Origin of the sequence: Rhizobium sp. YTUHZ044 (assembly GCF_051123975.1) — a bacterium.
In the GTDB taxonomy this organism is placed as follows: Bacteria; Pseudomonadota; Alphaproteobacteria; order Rhizobiales; family Rhizobiaceae; genus Rhizobium.
In genome coordinates, this window is the sequence record NZ_CP101426.1 from 1,276,972 (window position 1) to 1,290,692 (window position 13,721).

14 protein-coding genes are annotated in these 13,721 nt (G+C 60.3%); 11 read left to right on the top strand and 3 right to left on the bottom strand.

The annotated features are described in order from the left end of the window. Window positions 1–31 precede the first annotated feature (31 nt). Window positions 32–1,495, bottom strand: a complete 1,464-nt coding sequence (locus NL154_RS06330; RefSeq protein WP_434733798.1) for an aldehyde dehydrogenase — start codon at window positions 1,493–1,495, stop codon at window positions 32–34. A 234-nt stretch (window positions 1,496–1,729) separates the two neighbouring features. Here NL154_RS06330 and NL154_RS06335 point away from each other — a divergent pair, with 234 nt between their 5' ends. Beyond that, window positions 1,730–2,629, top strand: a complete 900-nt coding sequence (locus tag NL154_RS06335; RefSeq protein WP_221147309.1) for a helix-turn-helix transcriptional regulator — start codon at window positions 1,730–1,732, stop codon at window positions 2,627–2,629. Between the two features lie 78 nt (window positions 2,630–2,707). On the opposite strand, the gene NL154_RS06340 is transcribed toward NL154_RS06335, so the two are convergent. After that, window positions 2,708–3,193: a MarR family winged helix-turn-helix transcriptional regulator gene (locus NL154_RS06340; RefSeq protein ID WP_210628422.1), complete on the bottom strand. Its 486-nt coding sequence runs from the start codon at window positions 3,191–3,193 to the stop codon at window positions 2,708–2,710. A 198-nt stretch (window positions 3,194–3,391) separates the two neighbouring features. Between NL154_RS06340 and NL154_RS06345 the strand changes: the two genes are divergently transcribed. The 4 genes from NL154_RS06345 to NL154_RS06360 are packed head-to-tail and all read left to right on the top strand — an operon-like array spanning window position 3,392 to window position 8,436. Next, window positions 3,392–4,969, top strand: a complete 1,578-nt coding sequence (locus NL154_RS06345; RefSeq protein WP_434734153.1) for an AMP-binding protein — start codon at window positions 3,392–3,394, stop codon at window positions 4,967–4,969. Between the two features lie 45 nt (window positions 4,970–5,014). Beyond that, the gene (locus NL154_RS06350) at window positions 5,015–5,836 is read left to right on the top strand and encodes a p-hydroxycinnamoyl CoA hydratase/lyase (RefSeq protein WP_210628421.1); all 822 of its coding nucleotides are present in this window, start codon (window positions 5,015–5,017) and stop codon (window positions 5,834–5,836) included. 31 nt (window positions 5,837–5,867) lie between these two features. Further along, window positions 5,868–6,974 (top strand): NAD(P)-dependent alcohol dehydrogenase, encoded by a 1,107-nt coding sequence (locus tag NL154_RS06355; protein ID WP_434733799.1) that lies wholly within the window; start codon window positions 5,868–5,870, stop codon window positions 6,972–6,974. Window positions 6,975–6,996: 22 nt separating this feature from the next. Beyond that, on the top strand, window positions 6,997–8,436 hold the full coding sequence (locus NL154_RS06360) for a coniferyl aldehyde dehydrogenase (protein WP_221155857.1): 1,440 nt from the start codon (window positions 6,997–6,999) through the stop codon (window positions 8,434–8,436). Between the two features lie 211 nt (window positions 8,437–8,647). Here the strand turns inward: NL154_RS06360 and NL154_RS06365 are convergent, their stop codons facing one another. Next, the gene (locus NL154_RS06365; RefSeq protein ID WP_210628418.1) at window positions 8,648–9,403 is read right to left on the bottom strand and encodes an SDR family NAD(P)-dependent oxidoreductase; all 756 of its coding nucleotides are present in this window, start codon (window positions 9,401–9,403) and stop codon (window positions 8,648–8,650) included. A gap of 178 nt (window positions 9,404–9,581) precedes the next feature. On the opposite strand from NL154_RS06365, the gene NL154_RS06370 reads away from it, so the two are divergent. The 6 genes from NL154_RS06370 (at window position 9,582) to NL154_RS06395 (ending at window position 13,574) form a co-directional block, all read left to right on the top strand. Then, window positions 9,582–10,169 (top strand): L,D-transpeptidase, encoded by a 588-nt coding sequence (locus tag NL154_RS06370; protein ID WP_210628417.1) that lies wholly within the window; start codon window positions 9,582–9,584, stop codon window positions 10,167–10,169. A 163-nt stretch (window positions 10,170–10,332) separates the two neighbouring features. Further along, window positions 10,333–10,452 carry an ABC transporter gene (locus NL154_RS06375; RefSeq protein ID WP_210628416.1) on the top strand — a complete coding sequence of 40 codons (120 nt, stop codon included), beginning with the start codon at window positions 10,333–10,335 and terminating at the stop codon, window positions 10,450–10,452. 144 nt (window positions 10,453–10,596) lie between these two features. After that, complete coding sequence (locus NL154_RS06380; RefSeq protein WP_210631657.1) at window positions 10,597–11,178, top strand: hypothetical protein; 582 nt, start codon at window positions 10,597–10,599, stop codon at window positions 11,176–11,178. Between the two features lie 136 nt (window positions 11,179–11,314). After that, window positions 11,315–11,908: a protein-S-isoprenylcysteine O-methyltransferase gene (locus NL154_RS06385; protein WP_311044185.1), complete on the top strand. Its 594-nt coding sequence runs from the start codon at window positions 11,315–11,317 to the stop codon at window positions 11,906–11,908. 9 nt (window positions 11,909–11,917) lie between these two features. After that, complete coding sequence (locus tag NL154_RS06390) at window positions 11,918–12,709, top strand: hypothetical protein (protein ID WP_221155856.1); 792 nt, start codon at window positions 11,918–11,920, stop codon at window positions 12,707–12,709. Next, window positions 12,696–13,574, top strand: coding sequence for an SDR family NAD(P)-dependent oxidoreductase (locus NL154_RS06395; RefSeq protein WP_210628413.1), 879 nt, complete (start codon window positions 12,696–12,698; stop codon window positions 13,572–13,574). Before NL154_RS06390 ends, NL154_RS06395 begins: the two co-directional genes overlap by 14 nt. Window positions 13,575–13,721 lie beyond the last annotated feature (147 nt).

Sequence of the window (13,721 nt, forward strand, 5' to 3'; positions counted from 1 at the left end):
GCCCGTTCCCTGTGTTCATCCCGATCTGAAGTCAGATCGGGTAGTGTCGTTTTCCCGATGCCATGGTGATCCATCTGAGCTCGGTGAATTCATCGATTGCGGCCTTGCCGCCGAAGCGGCCGTAGCCGCTTGATTTGACGCCCCCGAACGGCATTTGCGGCTCGTCGGAAACCGTGGCCTCGTTGATGTGGCAGATGCCGGATTCAAGCCGCATGGCAACAGCCATCGCCGCATTGATGTCGGCGCTGAAAACCGCCGCCGAGAGCCCGTATTCATTGTCGTTGGCAACCGTCACCGCCTCGTCGACGCTGCCGACCCGGACGATCGCCGCGACCGGCCCAAAACTTTCCTCGCGGTAGATGCGCATGGCAGGCGTCACGTGATCGATGACGGTCGCATCCATCAGCGTGCCGTTGGGCCGGCCGCCGCAGACGAGCGCCGCGCCCTTCTGCAGGGCATCCTCAACGAGCGACTTCACGCGGCGCGCCGCTTCGGCGTTGATCAGCGTGCCGAGCGGCGTATTGCCGTCCCCGGGATGGCCCGCGACGAGGGTCTCGGCCTTCGCCCGGAATTTGCCGACGAAATTATCGGCGATCTCGTCCATCAGGATGATCCGCTCTGTGGACATGCAGATCTGGCCCTGGTTCATGAAGGCGCCGAAGGCGGCGGCACCCACTGCCTCGTCGATATCGGCGTCGGCAAGAACGATGAATGGTGCCTTGCCGCCGAGTTCGAGCAGGCAGCGCTTCAGATGCCGTGCCGCGCTTTCCGCGATGATCCTGCCGACACGGGTGGAGCCGGTGAAGTTGATGCGGCGCACAGCCGGATGGGCGATCAGGGCATCAACGACGGCGGCGGCATCGCTCGGCGCATTGGAGACGACGTTGACGACGCCGCGGGGAAAGCCGGCGTCGCGGAGGATGTCGCCGATCAGGCCGTGGGTCTTCGGGCAGAGTTCGGAGGCTTTCAGGATGACGGTGTTGCCACAGGCAAGCGGCATGGCGACGGCGCGGGTGCCGAGAATAATGGGCGCGTTCCAGGGCGCGATGCCGACGCAGACGCCGGCCGGCTGGCGCACCGCCATGGCAAGGTTTCCGGCAATGCCCGATGGAATGAGTTCACCCGAAATTTGCGTGGTCATCGCCGCCGCCTCGCGGAAAATATCGGCGCCGAGCCGGCAATTGATCGCCGCCCATTGCCTCGTGGCGCCGGTTTCGCCGGTCATGGCGGCAATCAGTTCCGGCGAACGGGCATCGAGAAGTTCGGCGGCGGCGTTGAGCAGTCTGCGCCGTTCGCCCGGGCCGGTCTGCGACCAATCGGGAAAGGCGGCAGCGGCGGCATTGGCAGCCCGCCTCATGTCGGCGACGGATCCTGCCGAAGCGATCGTCGCGAGGTCGCCGGTCAGCGGATCGATGCGTTCGAAGGTGGCCCCCTCGGACGCATCCATCGCCTCGTTGTTGATCATCAGCTTTGCCGAAAACACGGTTTCACCCATTCGTCACATGCTGGCGCCAAGTGCTGACGCCTGCATTATTGCCACGGGAAAAGACGAGCGGACGCGCCGGCCTGAAGGCCGCTTAAGCGTTCCTGCGTTGTCGGAATGCCTCCTCCCAAAGGCTGATGACGATAAGGTTACGCCGATCGATTGCGGATGGAATGCGATTTATTGGGTTAATATTGTAATTATCCGGCGATTGCGGCACTATTTCACGCGAGCGGAGGACAAGGCTTGGCGACGGACGGAGGCATTCATCATTATGCCAGGGGCGAGTGGCACGCGCCGTCGCTGTCGCACCGGCGCATCCGTCTGCAAAAAGGGCTCTATGCCGATTTCCATCATTTCCTGCTTCTCGGCGAAGGCGCCGCCGAGCTTCATTTCGAGAGCGGCGAAGATCGGCCGCTGCACGGGCCGCTCCTTGCCTTCCTGCCGCCGCAGGCGCGCTGCGATCTGTCGATTGCTGCCGGAAGTGCCGCCCATCTCATCGGCGCCTCGGCGCAGATCATGGTCGACGCGATCGGCGACAAGGTGGAATCCTACTCGCTGCGCCTCCTCATCGAGCAGCGCAAGCTGGTCGAGGCACGGGATCCCTTGCTGGTGGCCGAAATCGGTCCATTGATTTCGGGCTTCGTGCGGGAACTCGGCGATCCCTCCCGGGCCTCCTGGATGGTGGTCTCGGCCTATCTCAGGCTGATCCTGATGACGCTGTGGCGCGGCAGCGACGGCGAAAGAAGTGAGCCGCGTGGGCAGGGCGAAACTGGATCGATCCTGCAGCGCTATCGCCAGCTGGTCGAGGCCGGTTTCCGCCAGCACCGGCCGATCAGCGACTATGCCGCGGAATTGGGCGTCACCGCCGACCGGCTGCATTCGATCTGTCAAAGGACGCTCGGCCGCTCGCCGATCCAGCTTCTGCACGAGCGCGTGGTGCAGGAGGCAAAGCTGAGATTGGAGCGCTCGGCCCGCAACATCCAGGAAATCTCCGACAGCCTCGGCTTCCGCGACCCGACCTATTTCAGCCATTTCTTCAAGCGCAGGACCGGCCTTTCCCCTGCGGGCTACAGAGAGATCGCCCGCGCTTCCGCCGGCTCGGAAAACAGTATGCTCTCCTCGGGTTATGCGGACTGGCCTTAGGTCTGCGCGCATTGCTTCGCCGGAGTTGCCAAGGCTCCTGTTCTGCTCTGGCAAGCCGGCAAAGGGCGGAAGCGGGTTTCAGTCGCGCTTATATATCCGCTTCAGCGCAGCCAGCAGAGCATCCATTTCATCTTGCGAAAACCGGTCGATGAAACGCTGTTCGTGCGCATCGATCAGCTTGCGCGCCCGCGCGAGCATGGCGTGACCGGCCATCGTCAGATGCAGTTCCTGGCGGCGCCGGTCCGTAGCTGAAGGGCGGCGCTCGATGAGGTCGCGGCCTGCGAGCCGGTTGACGAGGGCCATCATGGTCGCGCGGTCGGTGCCGAGCGTATTGGCAAGGTCGATCTGCGATGCACCCGCATTGACTGCAAGCAGTTCCATCACCGCGAGCTGTTTTTGCGTCAGCCCCAGCTCCTCCATGGTTTCAGCGAAGTCGCGGTAGATCGCGACGTGCGCCATACGCAGATGAAAACCGAGGAGATTGCCAAGCCGGCCGACGTCGAGTGACGGGGTCGCCGGAACATCCTCGCTCTCAAAATCATCCTGCGGTGGTTTTCCGGCCATTATTCATTCTCGCCCAGTCAAGGCGCCATAACCATCAAAATCAGCAGGTTAGTCAATATCCGCCTTGAAGATTTCCCAGAGCTTGTCGGAGTGGATGGATTTGCGGCGAGCAGCCTCTTGCATCCTCCTAAAAAAATATTAGTATGTGTTACATACAAATTTGTCGGCCGCGGAGGAGCGGCTGGCATGGGAGGAAAAATGGCGCATTGCCTTTCCGGAAAGTCTTCGTCCGTCGATTGCGGACTGGTGGCGGATGATCCCATCCTTTACCGCGCCCGTGTCGCGCCGGATCGACAGGCCCTGTTCGAGATCGCGACCGGCCGGGAGCTTACCTATGCCGAGCTCGATATGCGGATCGCCCGATGCGCCGGTTTCCTCGATGATATGCTCGGAGCGCGCCGGGACGGGGCGCGGATCGCCATGCTGGCGCGCAACTCGATCGATTCGATCGTGTTGGCTTTTGCCTGCCAGCGCGTCGGCGCCGTTTATGTGCCGCTCAACTGGCGTCTCGGCGCCGCCGAACTGCTGCCGATCCTTGCCGATTGCGCGCCGGCGCTCCTGGTCTGCGACGAGGAGTTTTCGGCTGTTGCGGCGACCCTTGCCGATACCGATCCTGACATGGCGGTGATCTCGACGGCAGATGGCCCAGCCGGGCTTGCGGGCCGCATCGAGGCGAGCGCCTCCGCCGATCCGGTGTCCGGAGATGCCGATCGGGCGTGCGTCCTTCTCTACACCTCGGGCACGACAGGGCGGCCGAAGGGCGTCGTCATTACCGGCCGCAATGCTTTCTTTGCCGCCATCAATTTTTCCTTCGTCGGAGAGATCGGGCCGGCATCGGTCGCTTTGTGCGATCTGCCGTTCTTCCACACGATCGGGCTCATTGCCGTGGCTCGAACCACATTGATGCTGGGTGGTACGCTCGTCATCTGCGACCGCTTCACTCCGGCGCGTACGCTGGCCATCTTGCGTGAGCGTGCCGTCACCCATTATTTCGCCGTGCCGCAGATCGCCCTCGCTCTGCGCAACGATCCCGCCTATAGCGCCGCGGCTCTCTCTGGCCTGCAGGCGCTCTTCGTCGGCGGCGCGCCGCTGACGCAGGCGCTGATCGAAAGCTATCTCGATGACGGCGTTGTACTGGTCAACGGTTACGGCATGAGCGAGGCCGGAACGGTGCTGCATGTGCCGATCGACCGGCGCGCGGTGCAGGACAATCTTGGCAGCGTCGGTCTTCCCGCACCATTGGTCGACATCCGCATTGTCGGCGAGGGTGGCCACGACGTTGGCCGCGGCGAGATCGGCGAACTCTGGCTGCGTGGACCGGCGGTGACGCCGGGCTACTGGAACAAGCCTGCGGAAACCGCCGACGCCTTCACCGATGGCTGGTACCGTACCGGCGATCTCGGCCGGTGCGAAGCAAACGGCTTCTATCGCATCGTCGACCGGCTGAAGGATATGTATATCAGCGGCGGTGAGAATGTCTATCCGGCCGAAGTCGAGGCCGTACTCGCAAGCCATCCCGATATCCTCGACGTCGCGGTCGTCGGCTTTCCCGACAACAGGTGGGGAGAATGCGGCGTTGCCTATGTCGTACTGCGGCCGGGTGCCGTGGTGACGGGCGAGGCGATTGCCGGCCATTGCGCGGCGAAGCTCGCCGCCTTCAAGCGCCCGGCGCACATCCTCTTCGTCGAAGCCGTTCCCCGCACCGCCTCCGGCAAGGTGCAGAAACATGTTCTGCGCCAGCTTCATGCCGACGAAACCCGTCAACGACAGGCCTGATGAAACGGCCCTCGGCAATCACGCCGAAACCAATGGAGTGACCTCATGACTGAAGACCAATCGCCGGTTCTGGTCGAGTTCGATAACGGCATCGCTTTCGTGACTCTCAACCGACCGGAAAAGCGCAATGCGATGAATCCGGCCTTGAATGCACGGATGCTGGAGGTGCTCGACGAGCTCGAGGGCGATGAGCGCTGCGGCGTGCTCGTCCTGCGCGGCGCCGGCGAGTCCTGGTCCGCCGGAATGGATCTCAAGGAATACTTTCGCGACAATGACGACAAGCCGCGCGATGCCACATTGAAGGCGCGGCGCCAGTCCGGCGGCTGGTGGGGTCGGCTGATGTATTTCGAAAAGCCGACGATCGCCATGGTCAATGGCTGGTGCTTCGGCGGCGCCTTCACACCGCTCGTTTCCTGCGACCTTGCCATCGCCGCCGAGGAGGCGAATTTCGGCCTTTCCGAGATCAATTGGGGCATCTTGCCGGGTGGCAATGTCACCCGTGCGGTGGCCGAGGTGATGCGCCATCGCGACGCCCTCTACTACATCATGACCGGCGAACTCTTCGGCGGGCGCAAGGCTGCCGAAATGGGTCTCGTCAACGAGGCCGTGCCGCTCGCCGAGCTCGAAAACCGGGTTCGCAAGATTTGCGCGAGCCTGCTCGAAAAGAACCCGGTGACGCTGAAGGCCGCCAAGGACACCTATAAGCGGGTGCGCAACCTGCCGTGGGATCTCGCCGACGATTACATCTACGCCAAGTTGGAGCAGATGTTGTTTCTCGACAAGACCAAAGGGCGCGATGAGGGGCTGAAGCAGTTCCTCGACGACAAGACCTATCAGCCGGGGCTCGGCGCCTACAAGCGCGGCTGAGGGCGCGGATTGATCTCGGGAGGGGGATAGAATGAAGATTCATGCCGCGGTGGCGCGTGCGCCGCATATGCCGTTTTCATTGGAAAGTCTCGATCTGGAGGAGCCGCGCGAGGGGGAAATCCTGGTTCGCGTCATAGCGACCGGCGTTTGCCATACCGATATCGTCATGCGGGACCAGCATCTGCCGGTGCCGCAGCCGGTCGTGCTCGGCCACGAGGGCGCCGGCATCGTCGAACGTGTCGGGCCGGGCGTTGCCAAGGTGGTCCCGGGCGATCACGTGGTTATGACCTTCAATTCCTGCGGTCATTGCCCGAGCTGCAACGATCATGAAGAAACCTACTGCCACGAGTTCTTCCCGCGCAACTTCTTCGGTGCGCGCGCCGACGGTTCGAGCGGGCTCTCATGCGAAGGAGAGCGTATTCATGGCAACATTTTCGGACAATCGTCCTTCGCAAGCCACGCGCTCTGCCATGAACGCAATATCGTGAAAGTGCCGAGAGATGCGGATCTGGCGCTGCTTGGCCCGCTCGCCTGCGGTATCCAGACCGGCGCCGGCGCGGTGATGAATGCCCTCAGCGTCAAGCCTGGAAAAATACTTGCAGTTTTCGGCATGGGCTCTGTTGGTCTGGCCGCCGTGATGGCGGCGCGGGTCGTCGGTGCGTCACGGATCATCGTCGTCGACGTCAACGAGACGCGGCTGGCGCTTGCAGCGGAACTCGGGGCGACCGACATCGTCAATGGCAAGGCGTGCGACGCGGCCGCCGCGATCATGGCGCTGACCGGTGCTGGCGTCGACTATTCGATCGATGCCTCCGGTGTGCCCGCCGTCATCGACCAGTGCGTGCGGGTGTTGGCGCCGCGCGGCACATGCGGCATCGTCGGGGCCTCGCCTCACGGTGCAACGTTGACGCTCGATCTCACCCATATCCTGTCCGGCGGACGCCGGGTGCGCGGCATCGTCGAGGGCGATTCCAATCCCGACGTGCTGATCCCCTTGTTGATCGACCTTCATCGCCAAGGGCGCTTCCCGTTCGACAGGCTCGTCAGCTTCTACGATTTCGCCGACATCAACCGCGCGGTGGAGGACTCGGAAAGAGGCGTTGTGCTGAAACCGGTCGTGCGCCAGCCGGCCGCCTGACATCGTTTTAAGGGAGGAACCAATGAACACCGTCACCCCAATCGCCACCGATACCGGTGCTGACGCCATGAAGGCGCTGCTTGCCCGGCAACGGGCGTCCTTCCTCAAGGAGGGGCCGCCTGATATCGGGACCCGCATTAATCGCATCGACCGTGTCGTCGCCCTTCTCGTCGATCATAAGGATGCGATTGCGGCGGCTCTCTCGGAGGATTTCGGAAGTCGCAGCGTCGAGGCGAGCCTGCTTCTCGACGTCTTCACCTGCGTCGGTTCGCTCAAATATGCCAAGGCTCATCTTGCAGAATGGCTGAGACCCGAGCAGCACGAGGCATTGTTCCCGGACGCTGTTGCCGAGGTAGTCTATCAGCCGAAGGGGGTGGTCGGCATCCTGAGCCCCTGGAATTTCCCGTATCAGCTCGCCCTTGCCCCGCTTGCGGGCATTCTCGCCGCCGGCAACCGAGCCATGATCAAGCCGTCGGAGGTGACGCCGGCTTCGGCCGCGCTGATGGCCGAACTCGTTGCCCGCTCCTTCGACGAAACGGAAATTGCGGTGGTGCAGGGCGGACCGGCGACCGGCACCGCTTTCACCTCGCTCGCCTTCGACCATCTGATCTTCACCGGCGGCACGGCGATTGCCCATCAGGTCATGCGGGCCGCGGCGGAAAACCTCACGCCTCTGACGCTCGAACTCGGCGGCAAGTCGCCCGTCATCGTCGGCCGTTCGGCCAATATCGCAGACGCGGCGCGCCGTGTCATGACCGTCAAGACGCTGAACGCCGGCCAGATCTGCCTGGCTCCGGATCATGTCTACGTGCCTGAGGAAAGCGTCGAAGCCTTTGTCGAACATGCGGTCGCGGCGGTCGGTGCGATGTATCCGACGCTGAAGGACAATCCTGATTACACTTCGATCGTCAATGCCCGTCATTATGACCGCGTGCAGGGCCTGGTCGACGACGCCAGGGCCAAGGGCGCCCGCGTCGTCGAAATCAATCCGGCAGGAGAGAACCTCTCCCAGCAACCGGCCCACCGCATGCCGCCGACCCTGATCCTCGAGCCCAGCGACGACATGCGCGCGCTGCAGGAGGAAATCTTCGGGCCGGTTCTGCCGGTTCTTCCCTATCGCGATGTCGCCGACGTTATCGATCGCATCAACGCCCGGCCGCGGCCGCTCGCCCTTTATTACTTCAGCCAGGATGGCGAAGAGGAGCGTCGTGTGCTTGACAATACGACCTCCGGCGGCGTGACCATAAACGATTGCATGAGCCATGTTACGGCTGAAGGCCTGCCGTTCGGTGGCGTCGGTCATTCCGGCATGGGCGCCTATCATGGCAAGTTCGGTTTCCTCGCCTTCTCGCATCCGCGCGCCGTCTATCACCAGAGCAAGATGGTTGAGGCGGAACATATGATGCGGCCACCCTTCGGCGAGGCGATGCGCCGCTTTCTGGCCGAAGCGATCCGCAAGTAAAGCGCTTCTCATCAAGCCAGCAGAAAGGAATGCCTTCGGCCTGACATGAGTATCCTTCTTCCTCCCGCAGATCGACCCTGGAATGCGTGCGGCGTTGCACCGACGGCCCGAAACATCGCAGTAGGCCTGGGCGATCGATTCAACAGCCGTCGCGGCCCCTACGGCCCAACAATCAGGTTGTGGCCGAGGCTGTTGCTAGCGGCCTTTGCACTTAGTGCGCGGTGTAGGCTCCATCGACCGCATGGTAGCTACCTGTGATGAAACTCGCCTGCTCGGAGAGAAGGAAGCAGACGAGGGCTGCAACCTCCTCGGGTTTGCCGCGCCGACCCATCGGTTGGAGGGACTCGATTTTTTTCTGCATCGGAAGTTCCTGTTGTTCTGTCAGCAACGGCGTTTCGATCCAGCCCGGCCCGACAACGTTCAGGCGGATTCCAAACCTGGCATATTCAAGGGCTGCGGCTTTTGTCAGTCCGAGTACGCCGTGTTTGGCGGCTGTGTAAGCTGATGTTAACGGTAAGCCAACAGCGCCTAAAATGGATGAAACATTGACAATTGCTCCGCCGCCGCGCGCCATCATCGCTGCGATCTCGCTTTTCATGCAGTAAAAGACCCCATCGAGATTGACCTTGATCACCCGATGCCACTCCTCTATCGGATAGTCTCTCGTCGCTTTGTGGGGGCCGCGAATTCCCGCGTTGTTGACGGCCAGATCGATCCCGCCGCCTTCCGCTTCAGCGAAGGCCATCAATTGCTCCACCGAAAGGGGATCGGTGACGTCGGCAAAGAAGGGGAAGGCGATGCCACCTTCCAAGCGAACCTCTTGTGCAACGCGGCTTGCCCCAGCTAGGTTGATATCGGCGATCACCACGGCCACACCTTCGCTGCCAAGCTGCCGGCATATTGCGGCCCCTATTCCTGAAGCTCCGCCGGTCACAACCGCAATCTTTCCCTGAAGGCCAAGTTTCATCTGCTGGTCCTTGTCACCGCGACGTGAGGCTCATCGCACTTCCTTGAGAAGATAACAACACATCGCAAGCGAATAACCTATAATTCTCAAAATGCTGTTACAGGACCATCACTTGGCATTGCCACTGTATTCTGCAATGATAGCTTGCGGAGAGAGAATAAGAAGGCAGCAGGTGGAAATGGGGATAGACCACATTACGCGCCGGGCAATCATCTTGGGTGGACTGGCAACTATAGTTTCTGGATGTGGCGCTCCGGAAGATTGGACGATAAGGTCAGTCTTCGCTGGTAATCCCGATCAAGATCCGCGCTATCGCAAACAGGAGGTAGCTTACTACGGGTGGGAAGCGCCAGGTACTGTCATAGTTAACACCAGGGAACGATTTCTCTACTACGTAGAGTCCGGCGGACGGGCGACACGCTATGGTATTGCTGTCGGTCAGGAAGGTTTAAGCTTCAAGGGCGAAGCAATCATTGGGCGGAAAGCGGAGTGGCCATCTTGGAGGCCGACCGAGGACATGATGCGGCGCAAGCCGCGACTGGCACAATATGCCAACGGCGTTCCCGGTGGACCGCTTAATCCGCTTGGCGCTGCGGCGCTATATCTTTATCAGGGCGGGCAAGACACCTTGTTCCGCGTGCACGGGACGAACGAGCCCTGGTCGATCGGTCAGGCTGTTTCAAATGGTTGCATACGGATGACCAACGCAAACATCGTTGATCTCTTCAATCGCGTCCCGGTGGGTACTCGGGTAGTGGTAATTTGACGACGTTAACCATCTGAACTGAAGGGTTGGCTATTCGCATTTCAAGCTGCTAATGTAGCGAAGTTGCAGATTGTGTTCTTTATGCACTAGTCAGGAACCGGTTTGCCGCTAAACTTTGATTCGTTTTGTTGATAGCCACTCCAGACTAGCAGAGGACTTCTTGATGAGCAGAATCGTAGTCGTGATCTTTGCAGTGCTTGCTGTTGCCAATCTGAGTGCCTGCGGGACCATTGGCAAGGGAAAAGGTAAGGCGCCGCCGCCCGCTGCGGCTGTCTATAAGTAAATGCGATTTAAGTAGGGGAGGGCTGACATAGTCCTTCCCTCCTTTAAATCCGTCAGGCTTGCTCGTCGGTTTTCGATGCTCGACGTTCAAGAGTGGTCGGTAATTTCCGGCCTGCGTGGCAGGGCAAGCAAATGGAGCGTATTGATGCTCTTTGGAAATGGTCGCTCGTGGCTGGCGATTCTGATGGTAGGTGTGCTGGTCTCTTGCCAAGGAACAGATAAGCCTCAACAACCGCGCTTTACATCCGTCAGTAAGAACGCTGCCGCAACAACCGGTAGGGTTGTCGGGAATCAGTATTTCATCGAATTTCGCTCGAGATATGCGTTGAGTTACGGCCACACTTATGTGGTTTTCGGCAAGTTGGACCAGAGCGGCAACATGATCAATCCAGAGGTGGCAGGACTTGCCCCGGCTTCTCACAGTCCGGCCGACTATGTGCTTGGCCATTTCGTGCCCGTCCCGGCTTCGACCGGGTGGACCGATGGGGATCTTGAAGAGCAATATCGATCTGCAAGTTGGCGTGTGCTGCTCAGCCCGGTGGAATACAGCAATGTTGTCGCCTACATTCGCAAGCTACAGGCTACGTCCAAAACCTGGGAGGCGACCGTCAATAATTGCAACGCCTGGACCGGGCAAATCGCTCGCCACATGGGATACAAAACTCCCGGCATTTGGCTCAGACCACAACAATACATTACTCAGCTTAGAGAAATGAATACGGGCTGAGCGCGTCGGCGTCTTGCCTAGGTCGCCTGCGCTGGGTAAGCTTGCGTTCTGTTTGCTCGTTGGCGTATGGGCGATTGGGCTGTTTGCCCGACACGTTTTCTGCGATCAGCGGCCCGCAACGTAGTGGGTGATCCCTGTGAGCCTTTCGCTGATTACGCTTGGTAAGACGATTTGGGTACTGGGAATCATCGCTTGGTACTTCGTCCGCCGGCCGGCCGCGAGGCGCGCCAAGCGCAATGCGATAGTCAACAATAGACGGTCCGCGCGGGACAGCTTTGGTCTTGTCGCCGCTATCATCGGTCTCGCAGTCATTCCAGGCATATATGTCTTTTCGGGATTTCCAGCTCACTTTGACTATCCATTGGCCGGCTGGGCCCTTGCGCTGGGCACAATCGTCTACGCCGCGGGGATATGGATTTTCCGCCGAACGCATAAGGAACTTGGCAGAAACTGGTCGATTTCGCTGGAGATCCGCGAGGAGCACAAGCTGATATCGACTGGCCCATACAGCGTCATACGCCACCCGATGTACACGTCATTCCTGCTGATGGCGCTCGGCCAAGCATGCTTGCTGGCAAATTGGTTTGTCGGAATGGCGGGACTGATCGGTTTCGCATTCCTGTTCTTCCTGAGAGTGCATAGAGAAGAGAAGATGATGATCGAATTCTTCGGCCCGCAGTATCGCGATTACATGGACAGGACCAAGCGCATCATCCCCTATCTCTATTGAGTGAACTTCATGCGGGGCAAACCGATCAAGCTTTCGGCAGCTAGGCGTCTTGTCGGAGACCTGATGCGATTCTCGATTCGCGTGCCGAGGGTGACCGTACAGCGGCAAATGAACCTTGCTCCATTGGTGGCAGCACGGCGAGCTCGGCCGGAGCGTCCCTCATGGACGGCGCTCTTCATAAAAGGTTATGGGCTTCTTGCCCTTGAAGTTCCCGAATTCCGCCGCGCCTATGTGAAGCTCCCACGGCCTCAGTTCTACGAATATCCCGAAAGTGTGGCGTCGGTGGCCCATGAGCGCGAATACGAGGGTGAGCGTATCGTCCTTTTGTGTCCCATCCGGCGCCCCGAACGCAAGTCCATCGCCGAACTCGATGCACTGATCCGGGACGCACGTACACGACCAGTCACGGAGATCAAGCAATTCCGCCGCAGTCTGAAATTCGCTCGGCTTCCGGCGCCGCTTCGCTGGTTTATTATGTGGATCGGGCTCAATCTCGGTCGGCAGCGGCCGCGCTTTTTCGGCACTTTTCAGTTTTCGGTCTATTCAGGGCTGGGAGCGGAATCATTAAATCCCCTGACGCCGTTGACCACCTTACTCAATTATGGGCCGATCAGCGAGGACGCAACCGTCACAGTCCGCATCCTTTACGATCACCGGGTCATGGATGGCGCGATCGTCGCACGAGCTTTGCAACGCTTCGAGGCGATCCTCAATGGGGAGATCGCTAACGAGGTAAGCGCACCTGCTCAAGACGCGGATGTGCCAACGAATCCTCGCGGGAATAACAATGAAAGTGGATAAAAATCCTCAACCAAGCGTCGTTGTCACTGGCGCGTCGCGAGGTATAGGTCGCGCGATAGCGAAGATCGCAGCAGGCGAGAGCGCCACCGTTGTTCTTCTTGCCCGCTCAGGTGAAGGATTGGCGGCGGCAGCGGCGGACGTACGAGCAGCCGGCGGTAACGCTGTCACACTCGAGCTGGACCTTGCCGCACCTGGGGCATCCCAGCGGCTGGAAATGTTTCTTGACGAGAGCGGTTTGTTTTGTGATGTGCTCGTCAATAACGCTGGCTACGGCGTACGTGGCGCGGCGACGATCATCCCGAGATCCGACCAGTTGGGCATCGTGGATCTCAATATTCGCGCATTGACAGAACTGACACTGCGATTTCTGCCTGCGATGGCGGCGAGAGGAAGGGGCGGAGTGATCAACCTCGGGTCTGTCGCCGGCTATTTGCCGGGCCCAAACATGGCGCTTTATTATGCCAGCAAGAGCTTCGTGCGTTCCTTTTCAACATCGCTGAATGAAGAGCTTCGCGGAACGGGCGTCACCGTGACTTGCGTTACCCCAGGCCCTGTGGCGACTGAGTTTCTCCGTAGCTCAGGTGCAGGCCGCGCCGCCTTGTTCAAGATTTTACCTAAGGTCAGCGCGGAATACGTCGCGGAAAAGGCCTGGCACGGATTTAAGGCCGGCCGCGGGTTCGTGGTTCCCGGGTTTTCGGCGAAGGTAACAATAGCAATTGCCACATTTTTGCCTAAGACCATTCTGTTGCCGCTGATCGGTCGGCTGCAACGGCGTACCAGCGACCTTTGCCCCTGCGGCTCTGGCAAGACTTTCAGACAGTGTCGCGCGTCGGGACATCAGGCAAAGCGCAACGTTGCAGAGTAACTTTCTGCGGTAATATCGCGAAGAGAGTTGGTGTATAGGTCGCTGAAAGAACTGACTTCTGTGTTTGAGGAGGAGTCGCCCAGACCGCGGTTTCCTCGCCTTCTCGCATCCGCGCGCCGTTTATCACCAGAGTAAGATGGCGGAGGC

What these genes read in the sequence shown, in the direction of transcription:
- NL154_RS06390 (WP_221155856.1), top strand. Translation starts at nt 11,918, where the DNA reads ATGCGGGGCAAACCGATCAAGCTTTCGGCAGCTAGGCGTCTTGTCGGA.
- NL154_RS06380 (WP_210631657.1), top strand. Translation starts at nt 10,597, where the DNA reads ATGCTCTTTGGAAATGGTCGCTCGTGGCTGGCGATTCTGATGGTAGGT.
- NL154_RS06340 (WP_210628422.1), bottom strand. Translation starts at nt 3,193, where the DNA reads ATGGCCGGAAAACCACCGCAGGATGATTTTGAGAGCGAGGATGTTCCG.
- NL154_RS06350 (WP_210628421.1), top strand. Translation starts at nt 5,015, where the DNA reads ATGACTGAAGACCAATCGCCGGTTCTGGTCGAGTTCGATAACGGCATC.
- NL154_RS06330 (WP_434733798.1), bottom strand. Translation starts at nt 1,495, where the DNA reads ATGGGTGAAACCGTGTTTTCGGCAAAGCTGATGATCAACAACGAGGCG.
- NL154_RS06395 (WP_210628413.1), top strand. Translation starts at nt 12,696, where the DNA reads ATGAAAGTGGATAAAAATCCTCAACCAAGCGTCGTTGTCACTGGCGCG.
- NL154_RS06360 (WP_221155857.1), top strand. Translation starts at nt 6,997, where the DNA reads ATGAACACCGTCACCCCAATCGCCACCGATACCGGTGCTGACGCCATG.
- NL154_RS06355 (WP_434733799.1), top strand. Translation starts at nt 5,868, where the DNA reads ATGAAGATTCATGCCGCGGTGGCGCGTGCGCCGCATATGCCGTTTTCA.
- NL154_RS06375 (WP_210628416.1), top strand. Translation starts at nt 10,333, where the DNA reads ATGAGCAGAATCGTAGTCGTGATCTTTGCAGTGCTTGCTGTTGCCAAT.
- NL154_RS06370 (WP_210628417.1), top strand. Translation starts at nt 9,582, where the DNA reads ATGGGGATAGACCACATTACGCGCCGGGCAATCATCTTGGGTGGACTG.
- NL154_RS06365 (WP_210628418.1), bottom strand. Translation starts at nt 9,403, where the DNA reads ATGAAACTTGGCCTTCAGGGAAAGATTGCGGTTGTGACCGGCGGAGCT.
- NL154_RS06345 (WP_434734153.1), top strand. Translation starts at nt 3,392, where the DNA reads ATGGCGCATTGCCTTTCCGGAAAGTCTTCGTCCGTCGATTGCGGACTG.